The 16473-nt window shown below is 72.2% G+C and carries 9 protein-coding genes; 4 read left to right on the top strand and 5 right to left on the bottom strand.

Translation table 11 applies throughout. From position 1 onward, the window contains the following. Positions 1-23: 23 nt before the first annotated feature. From ET445_RS17770 to ET445_RS02160, 4 genes are read right to left on the bottom strand one after another with little or no spacing between them, the layout of a single operon-like run. On the bottom strand, positions 24-2813 hold the full coding sequence (locus ET445_RS17770) for an Ig-like domain-containing protein (protein WP_341769761.1): 2790 nt from the start codon (positions 2811-2813) through the stop codon (positions 24-26). Between the two features lie 44 nt (positions 2814-2857). Next, positions 2858-7696 (bottom strand): Calx-beta domain-containing protein, encoded by a 4839-nt coding sequence (locus ET445_RS02170; RefSeq protein WP_129188423.1) that lies wholly within the window; start codon positions 7694-7696, stop codon positions 2858-2860. Continuing rightward, the gene (locus ET445_RS02165) at positions 7693-8370 is read right to left on the bottom strand and encodes a DAPG hydrolase family protein (RefSeq protein WP_129188421.1); all 678 of its coding nucleotides are present in this window, start codon (positions 8368-8370) and stop codon (positions 7693-7695) included. The genes ET445_RS02170 and ET445_RS02165 overlap by 4 nt, the downstream gene beginning before the upstream one ends. After that, positions 8367-10091, bottom strand: a complete 1725-nt coding sequence (locus ET445_RS02160; RefSeq protein WP_129188419.1) for a hypothetical protein — start codon at positions 10089-10091, stop codon at positions 8367-8369. Before ET445_RS02160 ends, ET445_RS02165 begins: the two co-directional genes overlap by 4 nt. A gap of 296 nt (positions 10092-10387) precedes the next feature. Between ET445_RS02160 and ET445_RS02155 the strand changes: the two genes are divergently transcribed. Together ET445_RS02155 and ET445_RS02150 are read left to right on the top strand one after the other, a co-directional pair. Beyond that, positions 10388-11722 carry a DUF998 domain-containing protein gene (locus ET445_RS02155; protein WP_129188417.1) on the top strand — a complete coding sequence of 445 codons (1335 nt, stop codon included), beginning with the start codon at positions 10388-10390 and terminating at the stop codon, positions 11720-11722. A gap of 13 nt (positions 11723-11735) precedes the next feature. Next, positions 11736-12068 carry a GNAT family N-acetyltransferase gene (locus ET445_RS02150; protein WP_129188415.1) on the top strand — a complete coding sequence of 111 codons (333 nt, stop codon included), beginning with the start codon at positions 11736-11738 and terminating at the stop codon, positions 12066-12068. Between the two features lie 340 nt (positions 12069-12408). Here ET445_RS02150 and ET445_RS02145 read toward each other — a convergent pair whose 3' ends face one another. Continuing rightward, positions 12409-12918 carry a MarR family winged helix-turn-helix transcriptional regulator gene (locus ET445_RS02145; protein ID WP_129188413.1) on the bottom strand — a complete coding sequence of 170 codons (510 nt, stop codon included), beginning with the start codon at positions 12916-12918 and terminating at the stop codon, positions 12409-12411. Between the two features lie 351 nt (positions 12919-13269). Between ET445_RS02145 and ET445_RS02140 the strand changes: the two genes are divergently transcribed. Together ET445_RS02140 and ET445_RS02135 are read left to right on the top strand one after the other, a co-directional pair. Next, complete coding sequence (locus ET445_RS02140) at positions 13270-15009, top strand: LuxR C-terminal-related transcriptional regulator (protein ID WP_129188411.1); 1740 nt, start codon at positions 13270-13272, stop codon at positions 15007-15009. 126 nt (positions 15010-15135) lie between these two features. Then, complete coding sequence (locus ET445_RS02135; protein WP_129188409.1) at positions 15136-16272, top strand: class I SAM-dependent methyltransferase; 1137 nt, start codon at positions 15136-15138, stop codon at positions 16270-16272. The last annotated feature ends 201 nt before the right edge of the window (positions 16273-16473 follow it).

Raw genomic sequence — 16473 nt, 5'->3', positions numbered from 1 at the left:
ATGTCCCGGCGCGCCCTTGCACGTCACCGCAGCCGTCGCCCGCCGCGCCGCTTGCGCGTCTCGAGCACGAGCACAGCCCCCGCGAGTCCCGCGAGCATGGCCGCCGCGACGAGCGCCCGCGCGTCGACCCCGCTCTTCGCGAGTCCGTCGTCGCGCGTCGGCGCGTGCGGGCTGTCCGGCGCCTGCGGCGCCTGCGGGGCTTGCGGCTCTCGTGGTTCTCGCGGCTCTCCGGGCCCATCTCCAGGCGGGGTGGGTTCGCCGGGGTTCTCGGGTTCGCCGGGGTTCTCGGGTTCGCCTGGGTTCTCGGGTTCGCCGGGGTTCTCGGGTTCGCCGGGGTTCTCGGGTTCGCCGGGGTTCTCGGGTTCGCCGGGGTTCTCGGGTTCGCCCGGGTTCTCGGGTTCCTCGGGCTCGCCCGGGTTCTCGGGTTCCTCGGGCTCGCCCGGGTTCTCGGGTTCGCCTGGGTTCTCGGGTTCGCCGGGGTTTTCGGGTTCCTCGGGTTCGCCGGGGTTCTCGGGTTCCTGGGGTTCCTCGGGTTCCTGGGGTTCCTCGGGCTCCTCGCCGACCGGCGCCGCCCACGTGAAGAAGTTCAACTGCAGGCGCGGCGGCGACGCGGGCGACTCGTCGGCGCCCGGCATCGACACGAAGTGCACGTCGCCCGGCGCGAGGGTGTTCGCATACGACGCGTACCGCACGCTCGACCCGTCGTCGACGACGCCGAGAATCGGGCCGTCGTCGAGCTTCCACGCGCTCTGTCCCGAGACGCACCACGTCCATCCGCCGCAGTCACCCGCGCCGGGGAGGGCGACGGCACCGGGGGCGCCGTCGCGGTCGGCCGAGACGAGCGACGGCTCGCCGGTCGAGACATCCACGAGATGCACCTGAGCCGCCGACGTGGAGCTCGCCTTCGCCCACAGCACGACCTTCGACCCGTCGCCGCTCAGGATCGCCTGCTGCGGGCTGTTCGTGCCGGCCGTGTCTTCCGTGATCCAGCGCGTGACCTCGGCGAGGCTCCCGTCCGAGAGGTCGACGACGAACACATCGTGCAGCGCGTCGACGTCGTCGTGCTCGGGTCCGAGGTCGCCGAGCGCGCGCACGAGCACCTTCGTGCCGTCGTCGCTCGCGTCGAGCACCTCGACGGCGACCGGCGCGACCGGTGTCGTCACCGCCGACCCCGTCGCGAGGTCGAACACCGCGATCTCGCCGTCCGCGTCGCCGCGACGCAGAACGCGCGCACCGTCGCCGCTCAGCACCGCGCGACCCCGGCCGGGGACGTCGATCGACGTCTGTTCACCCGCGGCGGTGTCGAACACCGCGACGCCGTCGCTCGTCGTCGTGCCGACGACGAGGTCGCCCGCGTCGCTCACGGCGGAGCGCCAGTCGAAGCCGAGATCCTCGATCGGCAGCGCGACGCCCGAGGCGAGGTCCACGAACCGGTCGCCGGCGCGTGCGAACGGGTGCTCGGGCGCGAGCCGCACGTCGCCCGGGTCGCCGAACGGCAGCGGGAGCTCGTAGTCGCGGCTCGTGCCGTCGTCCGTGTCGGTCACGGTGAACCGGACCGTGCGCGTCTCGGCCGGGTCGCCGAGCGGCGACGCGTCGTGCGCGGTCAGGAGATACCGGCCGCCGTCGCCGACGAACTGCACGTTGCGTCCCAGATCCGCAGGGGCGCGCTCGATCGCGAACGGGGCCCCCGAGACATCCGGAACGAACGTGTTCGCGCCGACCTCGCCGTGGGGCGCGACCGACACCGTGATCTCCCGCACTGCGCTCGCACCGGCCCGATCGGTCACCCGCAGGCGCGCCGTGGCGTCGCCCGCAGCCGGGTACCGGTGCACGAAATGCACGGCACGCTCGACGGAGTCGCTCCCGGGCTCGACGGCGTGGTCGATCGAGTGTTCCCACGTGCCGTCGCCGTCCGCGTCGAGCTCGAAGCGCACGATGCCCTGCTCCCAGTCGGACGCGAGCACGTCGAACCGCGTGTCGTACCCCGCCTCGGGCACGGCGGCCGTGAAGAACGCCTGCACCTCGGGCGTCCGGTTCGTCGTCACCCGCACGGGGATCACGACCTCGCCGGCCTCGTGCAGATCGTCACCCGGGAACCCGATGCGGAGCGGGTGCGACCCGACGCTCGCGTCGACGGGCACGTCGAGCAGCACCGAGGAGTGCCCGTCGACGAGCTCGACGGGGAGGGCCTCGCCGAACCAGGTCGCCGTGAGCGCGACGTCGGGGTTCGCGGGGATGACCCCGCCCGGCCCCTCGAGCACGATGCGCTGGTGCACGAGCGCTCCCTGGCCGTAGGTCGGCGCCTGCTCCGAGCGCACCGTGCCCTTGCCGACGTGGATCGTCACGGTCGCAGCGGGCGACGAGAGCTGCCCGTCCCACACCCGGTACGAGAACCTCACGTCGCCGACGAAGTCGTTCGAGGGCAGATACGTGAGCTCGGGAGCGGTGCCCGCAAGCGTGCCGTGCTCGGGCTGATCCTCGATCGTGTACGTGAGCGGGTCGCCCTCGGGGTCGACGCCGCGCAACGTCACCCAGGTCTGGGTGGCGACGACCGCGTCGAGTTCGAGGTCGGCCGCGATCGGGGCGTCGTTGCCGGGGCCGTCCGAGCCGAGTTCGACGATCGTCGCCGAGGTCGCCTCGTACGGGACGCCCGCGACGTTCACGGTGAACCGGGCGCCGACCGTGCCCTCCGGGAGGGAGTCGAGCCGCGCGGTGTAGACGCCGTCGCCCGCCGTGTCGTCGTCGCCCGCACCGTCGTCGCGGAGCGTCGAGGCGTGCGAGGTCCCGGCCCGGTCGACCGTCGAGGCGAGCACCGCGACGGGCCGCACGAAGTTCGCAGGCACCTGCAGCCGCGCGGTCAGCAGGGCCGTGCCGAAGGCGTCGATCGAGCGGATGTCTCCTGCGAGCGTCGTGGGCGTGCGATCCGCCCACACGGCCCACGGCACTGTGACGGGCGCGGCACCCGCGTTCGCGAAGGTCGCGCGCCAGGCGCCCGACTCGGGAGCCGCGTACACGGCGGTGCGGTGGCTCGTCGCCCCGTGCCGGGCGGCAGGGGAACCCGCTGCTCGCTGCCGACGAGATCGCGCCGGAACTCGCCCGTGATCGTCCCGGGCGCGGCGATCGTGATGCCGACGCGTTCGGCCGGGCCGGGCGGCGCGGTCGTCGCAGCGCTGCCCGACTGCCCCGGCTGGACGGTCGTGCGTCCCGACGAGAGGAGCTGCGGAGCATCCGTCGCGCTCGCGCTCGCGCCCGGCGCCGCCGTCGCGCCGAACAGTCCGTCGAAGAACAGGCCGATCGAGCGGAGCCCCGCTTCGAAGGCGCCGGATGCCTCGAGCGCACGCGCGTCGCGCAGGCGCGGCAGCACGAACTGCGTGAACAGCTCCTCGTCGCCGAGCAGCTCTTCGAGGAGCAGAGGCGCACTCCGGACATCCGCGACCCCGGCGAGGGCCGACCCGATCGTGGTCGCGCCGTCGCCGGGTTCGTCCGTTCCGCATGTGTGCACGGCTTCGGTGCCGCCCGCGGCGGCGAACCGCACACCGTGCGCGTCGGACACCTCGGCGTTGAACCGCGCCACGAGGTCGGTGCGGAACTCGAGGTGCGCGGGGTCGAGGAAGAAGTCGGCGCACGCCGATCCGGCGTTCGGCGTACCGAGCATGAGGAGCTGGGCCACCGTTCGCGCGTCGCCCGTCGGCATGAGTCCGTCGATGTAGGAGCGCGCGACGAGGCCGCCGGTCGAGTGGGCGACGAGGTCGACCTGGGCGGCGTTCGTCACCGCGCGAACCGAGCGCACGTCTGCGGCGAGTTGCCTCGCGTTCGCCTCGATCGTCGCGGAGGCGCCGTCGAGCGCCTGCTGCGAGACGGTGAGCGACCAGTCGTCGCGGACGTCGTCGAGGCGGTCCGCGAACATCGACCAGCCGTCGGGCTCGGCGCCGTGACCGGGGACGCCGACGACGGGACGAGGTTCGACCGCGACCTCGCCTTCCAGGGCCGAGACGACCCCTTCCTCACCGACGAGTTCCATGCGCACGGCGAACGGCTCGCTCAGCTCGCCGCCCGACCACGCGAGTCCGGTCGTGTCCCAGTCGTAGTGCTCCTCGCGGTTGCTGCCCGGGGCGAGGTCGAACGGTTCGCTCTCGTGGACGACTTCGCCGTCGACGAGGAATCGGAGCCGCAGCCCCGTCACGGGTCGTTCGTCGCGTTCGTCGTTGTCGTACGCGGTCGCCGTGAGGCGCACGGCGTTGCCGTCGACCGTCCGGTCGACGACGAGCACCCGGTCGTCGCCGTCGCCCGAGACGAGCGGCTCGTCCATCCGGCCGCCCAGGTCGAGCCGGGACGGCTCGGGCGCCGAGCCGAGCGGATAGAGCACGAAGTCGGTGTGCGCATCGTATTCGCGGAGGCCGAGCGACGCGCCTATGATGCGGGAGTCGTTGATGGCGAGGGCGCCCGAGTACTCGCCGAGTCCGAGGTCGACGGCGTCGCCCACTTCGTGGAGGAGCGACCAGCGGTCGTCGCGGCTCACCCATGCCCGCGTGCGGCCGGCGACCGTGACATCGCCGACGACGTCGCCGCGTGCGTTGAGGTCGGTCGGAGTGCCGCGGCCGAGTTCGGTCGAGCCGAGGTCGGCCGACCAGATCCATGCCGTCGGCTCGACGCCCGCTCCGCTCCAGGAGCCCACCACGCGGCCGTCGTCGCCGAGAGCGGCCGCGACGGTGCGGTCGGTGCCGGGCCGGATCGGTCCGGGCAACTGGGTGACGTAGCCGTCGGCGCTGCGGAACCAGCTCTGCTCGGGGCCGCCGTCCTCCGAGGTGAAGACCATGTCGCCCGAGGCGTTCAGGTCGACGACGAGGCCCGGTCCCTCGAGGTCGGTCGGCACGGCGTCGAGCCCGCTCCAGAGCAGGTCGCGCACGCCCGCGGTGGTGTCGAAGGGCGTGAACCGTCCGACGACGCGACCGTCGTCGGCGATCGCGACGACCTCGGCGATGCCGCCGTCGGGATGCCGCATGGGAGTCCACTCCTCGGCTTCGCCGTCGTTCCAGCACGGAACCTCGCGCGGGCCGGGATCTTCCGACGTGCACATGCCGACGGCGAGGCCTTCGGCGGTCGTGTCGGCGACGCGCAGCACGCCGGGGAGCTTCGCGGGCTTGCCGCCCGAGAGTGCGCTCGCATAGGCGACGTCCCCGAGCGACCAGTAGACGGTGCTCTCGTCGAGGTGCGTGATGCGCGCCGCGCCGAGCGTCGTGAGCGAGCGGGTCGTCCACTCGGGCAGCGTCTCGTTCTCGCGGATGACGACCCGAGCGGTGCCCCGTGTGATCTCCGCGCCCATCGCGAGCTCGAGCTTCACCGAGAACTCGACGTCGCCCGTGCGGTCGTCGTCGTCGTGCACGGGGATCTGCACGACCTTCTCGGTCTCGTCGGGCGCGAACTCGACGGTCCCGGTCTCGGGCTCGAAGTCCTCGCCGGCCTTGGCGGTGTCCTCTTCGGTCGTCCAGCTCACCCGGACGGGCTGGTTGGGCGCCGACGAGAGCGAGACGGGCACTTCGGCGACGCCGCCGTCCTCGGCGACCTCCGCGTCGTCGACGCGTACGCACAGCCGAAGGTGCACGACGACCGTGCCGTCTTCGCGCGTCACACGGTGGCAGCCGTCGGGCGCCGTCGTGAAGTCGCCCGACAGGGCGGATGCCACGAGCACGCCGTAGCTCCCGGGCATCGCGGCGTCGCGGTCCGCGCGCACGTCGAGCGTGCCGCCGAGGCGAGCCGTTCCCGTCACGTGCAGTTCGTCCTGGTGGAGCTGGCCGACGCGGATGCGCAGCGCACCGGTCTGCACGTAAGAGCCGTCGATGGTGAGGCGGTCGTAGGCGGATGCCTCGCCGGGGGCGACGACGCCGTCGTTCCGTACGTCGCCGAAGACGGCTCCCGTGCCCGACAGCTCGCCGTCGGGACCGACGACGAGGGCGGCGACGGGGTCGCCGCCCGTGACATCCACCCCCGTCCGAGTACCGAGGTCGAGCCGCCCCCGGGTCACCGCGACCCCACCCGTCGAGACCAGTTGGGAGGTGCCCGCGAGCGCGAATCCGCCCGTCACGGTCGTCCCTTCCGAAACGAGGAGGCGAGCGTCGTCGCGGAGCTCGACGTCGCCGGCGTCGCCGAACGTCGTCGCCGACATCCAGCCCGAGCTGACGAGTCTTCCGCCCGCGGGGACCGAGAGTGAGACCCCCGAGACGACGGCCTCCTTCGCGACCTCGACGATGCCGCTGAACTCGAGGGCGCCGGCGGCGTGCACGCCGCCGCGGATCCGGACGGTGTCTCCGCGGAGGCGGAGGCTCGAGTCGGCGCTGACGCCGACGAACGCGTCGGCGCCGATCTCGGCGGGGCCCGCGAGGTCGACCGAGGCGCGGTCGAGCTCGAACGTGCTGCGGATCGTCGTGAAGCCCGCCCCGTCGATCACGGCCGACGACCCCGGCAGGGCGACGCCCGACCCGAGGTCGAGCCCTGCCGCGTCGTCGAGGGCGATACGGCTCTCGGACCCCTGCGCGAACTCGAACCGGTCGGCGCGCAACCGTGTGCCTTCGAGCGAGAGCAGGCCTTCGGCGAGCACGAGGCTCGAGGCCGTCGCGTCGCCCGAGGTCGTGATCGACCCGCCGCGGCTCGTGAGCGTTCCCGTGACCGTGAGGTCGCCGACCGAGTCGACGGTGCCGCCGCGCAGTTCGACGTCCTTCGCGGCCGCGTCGCGGTCGAGATGCACGGTCCCGCCGATGCCGAGCCCGCCGAACGTCGAGCCGGGAGCGCCGACGGCGAGCTCGCCGCCCACGGCGACGTCGGTCGTGCCGATCGTCGCCGTCCCGTTCACGAGCATTCGTCCGCGGTCGAGCACGTGCAGGCCGCCGTCGCCCGCGATCGTGCTGCCACCGAACCATCCGACGACCGTGTTCGTCTCGATACGGCCGTCGGCGTCGACCGTCCAGTCGCCGTCGAGGTTGCCGCCGCCCGCGAGGGTGAGCGAGCTCTCCTTGCCGATCACGGCGGCGACGCCCTCGGCCGTGCCGAGCGGCGTGAACACCTGGAGCTTCGACCAGAAGACGTCGAGACGTTCGCCGACGAAGAGGGTGCCCGTGCCGATCACGAGCGCCCCGGCCGTCTGGTGCGCCTCGAGGTGGTCGACCGCGAGCGTCGAGTCGGGCTGCACGCCGAGCGTCGGCTCGGAGGCGCGGTCGTACTCGCCGACGAGCGAGATCTTGCGGGCGTGCGAGCCGTCGCCGACCGAGAGGCGCCCCTCGACGACGAGGTCGGCGTCGGCGGCGAGCCGACCCACGAGCACCGTGCCGTCGGCGGGGATGCGCACCTCGTCGGCGGTGATGCACGCGATGTCGTCGATGTCGGGCGTTCCCGCGTTCCAGTTGCGCTCGTCGGTCCAGTCGCCTCCCGTCGAGGGGCCGGTCCAGGTCGTCGTGCAGTCGGCGGCGTCCACGGCTGCCGTCGTGGCGTGCGTGCGGGCGTCCGCGCGGGACATCCGGGCTTCGAGCTCGTCGATCCAGGTCGGGCGGGCCGATGCGTCGGGGGCATCCGACGCGGCTGACGCGGGCGGATCGTCCGTCGCGATCGCGGCTGGTGCGACCGCGACGACGGCGGGTGCGGCGATCGCGGCGGCGACCAGGGCCGTCGCGAGTCGGCGTACGTGGGCGGCGGGGGAGGCGGTCATGCGCGAGCGATTCCGTTCGGTTCGGCCGCGAGGTCTGCGTCGCGGCGGCTTCGGTAGAGGTCTGGGAGGAAGTGCTCGAATCGGCCGACCTCCTCGATGTTGTGCCGGAGCCACGCCCGTTCCATGCCCGGCACGAAGATCCGCGAGCGCAGGTAGGCGTTGATCGGCAGGCCGAGCGGCGAGCGGGAGCCGACGTCCATGACGCTCGTGTAGTGCGTCGCCCCTTCTGCCCGCGACCACGTGTGCTCGAGCTGGAAGAACATCGCGCCCGCGATGCGCAGGACGAGCCGGATGCCGGTGAGGTCGAGCTTCTCGACGCGGTCGACGCTGTCGATGTAGAACCGCTCGTCTCGCCCCATCGCCTCGATGATGCGGAATCTCGCGCCTTCCGACACGGTTCCGTCGGGCGCGGGGTTGACGAGCCCCCAGTGGACGTGGTCGAGCGGGTGCCACACGCGGTATCGGGGCTGGACCGACCCGTGGTACTCCATCGACTCGCCGATGTGCCCGAACCACCAGAGCAGCATCTCGGGGGTCACACCCACGAGGGGCTCGTGGTCGATCGTCAGTCTGAGCCGGCGGTACGGGAACTCCGCGATCGAGACGCGGCGTTCGTCGAGCGTGCGCAGCGGCACCTCGAGGGGGAGGGGTTCGGGGAGTGGGAGCTTGATCACGATCGTGCCTTTCCTTGGTCGCAGTCGTCGGCGGAGCCCCGCCGCAGTTCCATGGGCGGGAGGTCGACGACGGACGCCGCGGTCTCCTGCATGCCCTCGTAGCGCACGGTGCCCGACTCGTAGTCGAGGTCGAGGATCGCCGTCTCGTCATCGACGCGTTCGAAGCTCGCCATGCCCGACCAGGTGCCGTACAACACGTCGCCGCCGAAGGCGAGCGTCGAGGTCTCGGTGAAGTAGCCGATGTGACCGAGCGGGTCGAGATCGAACACGATCGTGCCGTCGAGTGAGCCGCCGTTGCCGTCGGGCACCCCGAACCGGCGGACGGTCCACTCGCCTTCGGGACCGCCGCATTTCGCGGCCGTGTACCGGACGCCCTGTTCGGTGAAGTCGAGGATCCAGGCGTCGCTCACCCGGTAGACGAGCTCGAGCGTCCCGATGCCGCGGTTCGAGACGAACTCGTAGCGCACGGTGCCGCTCTCGCCGGAGTCGTCGGGCCCGGTCACGACGACGCGGGCGGGGGTGGGGGCGAGCGTTCCACTTGGGTCGACGGATGCCCCGTCGTCGGCCGGTTCCGCGGAAGCGCGTCCTTCGACGCCCGCCCCGTCGGACGTGCTGACGGCGGTGATGTCCTGGTCGAGGGTCTGCCCCGGTTCGGCGAACGATTCGGGGCCCGGGTCGACGATCACGTCGATGCAGGTGCCGCCGCGGAAGAAGCGTTCGACGTCGTCGAGCACGATCCGGCCGAGTCCGGCCGCGACCTCGCTCATCGACCTGACGAACAGTTCCTGCTGCGCATCGGTCGCGTCTCGGCTCGCGCGGCGGATGCCGCCGTCGACGGTGTAGTCGAAGTCGCCGGCGGAGACGTCGTCGGCGGTGAGGGTGCCGCCTCCGTCGAGGTAGGCGCCCGAGGTGCCGTCCGGTCCCGAGGCGAGTTCGTTGAGACTGCCGTCGACGTCGAGCTCGAGGCTCGCCACGCGGGCGTCGTCGTCGACTCGGGCGGTGACGACGACGACGATCCGCAGCGTGCCGCCGTACACGACCTCACCCGTCTTCGCCGAGGTCCGCACGTCGAAGGTGAGCGTGCCCGTGACCTCGCCGCCCGGGGCGGGGCAGGCGAGCAGGTCGGCCTTCGTCTCCCAGCTCACGAGCGGTGTGCCGTTCGGCCCGGTCATGCGGCTCGTCGACTCGGCCGTGAGGCGCCCGTCGGCGAACTTCGATCGCATTCCGAGGGCGATCTCGCCGCCGTCGACGGTCTCGCTCAGGTCCTCGCCGAGCTGCGGTTCCCCGTTCTCGGCGGCGGAGAGCGCACCGCGTGCGACGGTCGGAAGCTGGAGGAGTCCGAGGGAGACGCCGAGACTCGAGATCGGGGCGTCCTCGGCCGTCGCGGTCCGCCGACGCGCGCTCGCGAATTCGATCGCCGGGGAGGTCCCCGTCCGGCTCTCGGCCACGGGAGCGACGTCGACGGTTTCGAGCAGGCGGTCGCTGTGCGCGGCGAGCGACGTGACCTCGTCGGCGAGATCGGAGAGGCCGCCGACCTCGAGCAGCAGTTCCTGCAGTCGAGCGGATGCCTCGGCGACGTCGTGGACTGCAGCGGCACGATCTCGGGGGCCGGCGACGCGGTCGCCGCCGCCCGGCGCTTCGACGGCGGAACAGGCGGCGAGCACGGCGACGGCGAGGGCGGCCGCCGAGGCGGCGGCCGTGCGGAGCATCCGATCGGTCATGCGTTCAGGCTGGCGCGCAGGCCTTGCCGATCGCTTTCGCGGGTCGGCGCCGGTGCGTGCGCGACCGGGTCGGCCCTGAAAGGTGTGCGCAAGGCACCGCCGCCGGCGCGGCCGCGCGACCGGACGCGGCCGACGTGCAGGGGCGGTCGGTCAGGCGACGCCGGCCCCCGAACTGCTGAGAATCCCCCGAGTATTCGCGACGGATTCATTTCTCCCTTTTCCCCGGGTGACCGGCCCCGGTTAGGCTCTGTGCACGTCCGTTAAGCGTGACCCGGGGGTGGGGGATGAGGGCTGGGGTGGTCGACCGACCCATCGGACGGAGGATCGCGGACGCCGTCGCGCGTGGCGCCGTCTCGAACGGCGGTCACGTCGCGGTGCGTCGAGTCCACGTGCTGCTCATCTCGGCGGCGGCCGGGATCGTGCTCGCACGGGCGGCCGACGGCGGTGTCGGCTCGGGGCACGCCGGGGTGCTCGACGGCTTCACCGCCGCATCGGTCGCCGATCTCCTGCCCGCCTTGGTCGGCGCGGCGATCACGGCCGCGGTGCTCCTCGTCGTATCGGGATCGGACGCCGGACTCGCGCTCCTCGACCGGTTGGGCCTCGCGGGCATCGGTGAACAGGCGCGGGCGACGGCGAACGGCGTCGTGTGGGCCGGGCTGGTGCTCCTCATCGTGCACTTCACGCTGCCCGCCTACGCGGCGATCCCCGGCGGGGCGATCGCGGTCGGGCTCGGTCTCGCGACCGCACTCGGCATCGTCACCGCCAAGTTGCACCGGGCCGCGATCACGCACGAGGGGTACCGGTCGTTCAACCTCGTCGCGATGCTCCTCGCGGCGGGCAGCGTCGCGAGCATGAGCCTGACGCCGACGGGGGAGTGGTGGACGCGCAACTTCTCGACGCTCGGGACCTCCGACGATCTCGCGGCGGCGTGCTTCAACGTCGCCGTCACGGTGGCGGGCGCGGCGATGGCGCTCCTCGGGCCTGCGCTCAGTGAGGGTCTGCGCGCCCGTCGTTTCGAACTGCGGCCCGGCGGGCTCATCGTCCTCCGCGTGCTCATCGCGGTCATCGGGGTCTCGCTCATGGGCGTCGGGCTCGTGCCGATCGATCACGACGCCGACCTGCACAACCTGTTCGCGTGCGGTGCGGCCGCGGGCTTCGCCCTCGCGACCCTCGCGATCCGACGCTTCGCCCGCCGGATGCCTCGCGCCCTCGTCGTGTTCTCGTACGCGGCGCTCGTGGTCGAGGTCGCCGCGATGGCGGGCTACGACCTGCTCGGACTCTTCAACCTCACGGTCTTCGAGATCGTCGCGTTCACGCTCGTGTTCGCGTGGCTCATCGCGCTCGTCGCCACGACGGGCCACCACGGGGCATCCGCCGAACGCGATCGCACGCGACTGCTCGGGGTGCACGTCCGATGGCGTCGGCGGGTGCGTCGGGGCGCGTCGATGCGGCACGCTCCGGGGCCCGGAGCGCGCGCGGCCGTGCGACACGGACCCGGACGGCCGGGACGTGCTCGGCACGGACGCCGCGCTCCGCGTGTGCGCGTCGCGGAGTCGTGTCGTCGCACGGCCGGAGCGGGGGCCGATGAACCTCCGGATGTCAGGATGGGCGGGACCTGCGCGGGCGGGTGAAGGGAGTGCCGAGATGACCGACGACGCATCGCAGCGGCCGGCCGAGAGCGCGACGGGCGATCCCGACGTCGTCCGCATCGACGCGCGTTCCCGGTACGTGATCCGGGTCGACGGCGTGACCGCCGGGTTCTCGGCGTTCGAGGAGGAGCCGGGTCGCGTGGTCTTCACGCACACGGTCGTGAAGCCCGAGTTCGAGGGGATGGGCATCGGCAGCCGGCTCGCGAAGGCTGCGCTCGACGACGTGGTCGCGCGAGGCCTCGTGATCGTGCCCGTGTGTCCGTTCATCCACGCGTATCTCCGGCGCCACTCCGAATACGCCGCCTCGGTCGTCGAGCCGCGATTCTGAGACATCCCTCCCCCTATTCGGGGCACTTACCGGTGAGTCGGCCTCAGGAATAGAATTCAGCCAACCCGGGCCGGACCCGAGCCGGCGGGCTCGCCCTGCGATGCCACGAGTTTCTGCGGAACCTACCGCCGACCTCCCGGACACAGCTCGCCGAGCTCAGTTCGGGTCGCTCGGCGGGGCAGGCCTCCTTGTGGGGGTCGCGGTGGGGCGGGAGGTAGGGTTCCCGCTCCACCGTCCTGCACACGTCGTGGGGGCGGCGCGCCCGGGGCTCCGCCGAGCGGATCCGGAGCCGGATCCCCGGCCCGAGAGCCCAGAGAGATCCTGATGTCTCGAGCGCGCGCTATTCGCCGACCGCTCGCCGTTCTTCTCGGGCGCCGGCCTGCGCCGTGCTCTTCTCGTCGCTCTTCTCGTCGCCGACGCGCACGCGCAGGCGGTCGCACAGGACGGTGAGCTGGGCCAGCTCTTCGTCGTCGAGGGCGCCGCCGACGTGGCGCGAGATCGCATCGATGTGGTGGAACGCGACCTCGCGGAACAGTTGGAAGCCCTCGGCGGTGATCGCGACGATCGTGCCGCGGCCGTCGGCCGGGTCATCCGTCTTCTCGAGGAGGCCTCGCGACGCGAGGCGGTCGACGAGTCGGCTGACGCTCGGCTGAGTGAGGAGCACCGCGCGGTTGAGGTCCTTCAAGCGGAGTCGGCGACCGGGCGCGCGCGTGATGTTGAAGAGGACGTCGTACTCGTTGAGCGAGATCGTCTCGGACGGGAACTCGGCGGCGAGGGCGCGCATCACGGTGACCTGCGCGCGGAACAACGACTCCCAAGCTGCGACCGTGCGATTGCGATCTGCCACCATCGGCTCCTCTCGACGTGAAGACTCTCTCACATCTGAGCCGGTACGGAGAAAAGGGTGAGGGCCGGTCGTAGAGGCTGACGACCGGCCCTCTCCTTGCACCAAGAGTGTCCTGCAATCACATTCCGCACCGGCCGCCACAGCAAACAGCCGGTGCACTCACGACTATATAACGGATAGGTAACGAGCACTAGTGCGCCGTCGTGATTGGTCATGCGCTCGAGTGGAGTGAAACCTGCAGGCGCCGCATCAGGTTGGTGGAAACGACTGATCCGGGCGGAGATCCTGGTTCGTACGCTTCGACCGTGGAATTCTTCGTCATCGCCGATCCTCCACGCCTTCTACCTCGTGACCATGGCGATCATGCTCGCGCTCTACGGCGGAAACCCCGCGGTACCATCGAGCATGCTCGACACGGCGGGCGCGATCGAAGCCGGACGTCGCGCGTTCGCCGCGTCCGACTGGACGAAGGCGTACGAGCAACTGGCGTCGGCACGAGCTGAAGCCGCGCTCGGCGTCGACGACCTCGCCCTGCTCACGCGCGCGGCGTGGGTCGTCGGTCGGATTCCCGAATGCCTCGACCTCTCCGAGGACGTCTTCCGCGGATACGTCGACGAGGATCGTCCGAGCGACGCGGCCATGACCGCCCTGCGCCTTGCGCTCGGCTGGTTCACGCGCGGCGACATGTCGGCCGCATCCGGATGGCTCGGACGGGCGCGACGCATCCTCGCCGAACGCGACGACCTCGCCTCCGACCCTGCTCGCGGATACCTCGCCTACCTCGACGGACTCGCCGCACTCGAGTCGACACGATTGCCCGACGACGGCGACCTGCACCGGCTCGCGGAACTCGCGGCGGCGCTCCGCGATCCCGCGCTCGAATCGCTCTCCCTCGCGCTCTCGGGGCTCGTTGCGCTCCGTACCGGGGACACCACGCGTGGGTTCGCGCTCCTCGATGAGGCCATGCTGCCCGTCGTCGCAGGTCGAGTGCCCGTCGAGTGGGCGGGCGACGTGTACTGCACGGTCATTCACATCTGCCATGAGCTCGCCGACTTCCGCCGCATGTCCGAGTGGACGAGCGCCACCGAACGATGGTGCCGGCCGCTCGCGAGCGAGGCGTTCTACGGCGGGATCTGCCGTGTGCATCGACTCGAACTCCGGAGTGCACGCGGCGAGTGGGAGGCGATCGAAGAACAGCTCGCAGCCGAGAGCGAGCGACTGCTCGCGTTCAACGGCTGGGTCGCGGGCGCGGGCTACTACCAACTCGGAGAGATCCGCCGGATGCGCGGCGACGGGGATGCCGCGAACGCGGCCTACGCCTCGGCGCGCGCCGTCGGGGTCGACCCCCAGCCGGGCGCCGCGCTGTTGCTCCTCGAAGCCGGACAGGTCGAACAGGCGTGGGCAGCGGCGATCGCCGCACTCGAGGGACGCGACCGCATCGCGCGCGCCCGCCTCCTGCGGGCGGGCGTCGAGATCGGACTCGCAGCGGGACGCGTGGACGAGGCCGAAGCGCTCTGCCGTGAACTGCGCGCCGCTGCCGCCGACTACGACAGTCGAGGGTTCGCGGCGTGGGCCTCGCACGCGGAGGGGATGGTTGCGGTCGCGCGGGGGCGGCCCGCGGAGGCGCTCGAGCCGCTCGCCGACGCGGCGGCGGCATTCCGGCGAGGCGCGCAGCCGTACGAGACCGCGTCGGTCCTGGCCTGGATCGCGCGGGCGCATGCGCTCGCCGGCTCGCCCGAACTCGCCTCGCGGGCGCACGCGGAGGCGCGGGACATCCTGAATCAGCTCGGCGTCGAGCGACCCGACGACCCCGACCGCGCCGCCGCGACGCGGCCGAACGCGACCGCGACCGCGACTGCGGCGCGCGGCGACGTTTCGGGCATCGCTCCCGACATCGCGCCGCTGACCGCGCGCGAGGCCGAAGTGCTCGAGCAGGTCGCGCGCGGCGCGAGCAATCGCGACGTCGCCGCCGCGCTCTTCATCAGCGAGAAGACCGTCGGCCGCCACCTCGCGAACGTGTACGCGAAGCTCGGCGTCGGCTCGCGCACGGCCGCCGCGGCATGGTGGCGCGACCGGCTGCACGGTTCGCCGTAGGCGCCGCGCACGATCTGCATGATTCCGCCGACGCGGAGTGCGACCCTCGCGCCTAGCTTCGATCGCGAACCGCGCATCGCGGTCTCGAGGAGGAGCCCTTCGGGGCGGAACGAAGGAGCAGGCAGGATGTCTCTCACGATCGACCCGCGGCCGACCGCCCGGGCAGCCGGACCCACGGCCGACGAATTCGCCGAGCGGGCGCTCGGCGCGCTCGCCGGATGGGCCGAGTCGATGGCGATGCACCTCGGCGTGCGACTGGGCTGGTACGCCGAGCTGGCGGCGCACGGACCGAGCACCGCCGACGAGCTCGCGAACCGCACGCACACATCCGCGCGCTACGCCCGGGAGTGGCTCGAGCAGCAAGCCGTCACCGGCGTGCTCTCCGTCGCCGAGCCCGCGGAAGGCGCCGGCACGCGCGATGTCGGCGCCGCGGGTCGGCGCTTCGCGATCGCGCCGGGCGTCGCGGAAGCCCTCACCGACGAGCGGAGCCTCGCGTACATCGGGCCGCTGCCGCGCATGCTCGCCGCCGTCGGCGTGCAGATGCCCGCCCTCGTCGAGGCATACCGCACGGGCGGCGGCGTGAGCTGGGACGAGCTCGGCGACGACGCCCGCCACGCGCAGGCCGACGCCAACCGCCCGTGGTACGACCGGCTCCCCGAGGTGTTCGCCGGCGTCGAGCGCCTCGATCGAGTGCTCTCGCGCCCGAGCTCGAGGGTCGCGGACGTCGGAATGGGCGCGGGCTGGTCGTCGATCGCGCTCGCGAGCGCCTACCCCGACCTGCGGGTCGACGGGTTCGACGTCGACGCGCCGTCGGTCGGCCTCGCGCGGGCGAACGCCGAGGCCGCAGGGGTCTCGGATCGGGTGCGCTTCCACCTCGCAGGGGGCGACTCGATCGAGCGGCTCGGACCGTTCGACGCAGCGTTCGCCTTCGAGTGCCTGCACGACATGCCGAGGCCCGTCGAAGTGTTGCGCGCGATGCGCGGGGCCGTGCGCGACGACGGCCCCGTGGTCGTCATGGACGAGGCCGTCGGCGACGGCTTCGCCGTGCCCGGCGCCGACCTCGACGCGCTCATGTACGCGTTCAGCCTCTTCGTGTGCCTGCCCGATTCGATGTCGCACCCGGGGAGCGTCGCCACGGGAACCGTCATGCGACCCGACACCCTCCGCGAGTACGCGCGCGAGGCCGGGTTCGACGGACTCGACGTCCTGCCGATCGAGGGCTTCGGGTTCTGGCGGTTCTACGAGCTCACACGAGCCGCGTGAGGCGAGGCATCCGACGCATGTAAACGTATGCGACCCGCGAATCGCGCCGACCGTCGTGAGCGACACCGAGCTGTACCAGTCGAAGGAAGGCGGGCGCTGGGCCGTCACGCTCGTCTTCAGCGAGCCCGTCTCCTCGCCCGGCCAGGGCTGGAACGGCAGCGGCACGACCTACATCAAGGTCTACTACCGCGCGAAGACCGA

This window comes from Agromyces protaetiae (assembly GCF_004135405.1).
GTDB lineage: Bacteria > Actinomycetota > Actinomycetes > Actinomycetales > Microbacteriaceae > Agromyces > Agromyces protaetiae.
The sequence above is the reverse complement of the archived record's forward strand: the minus strand, read 5'-3'. Positions and strand labels throughout refer to the sequence as shown.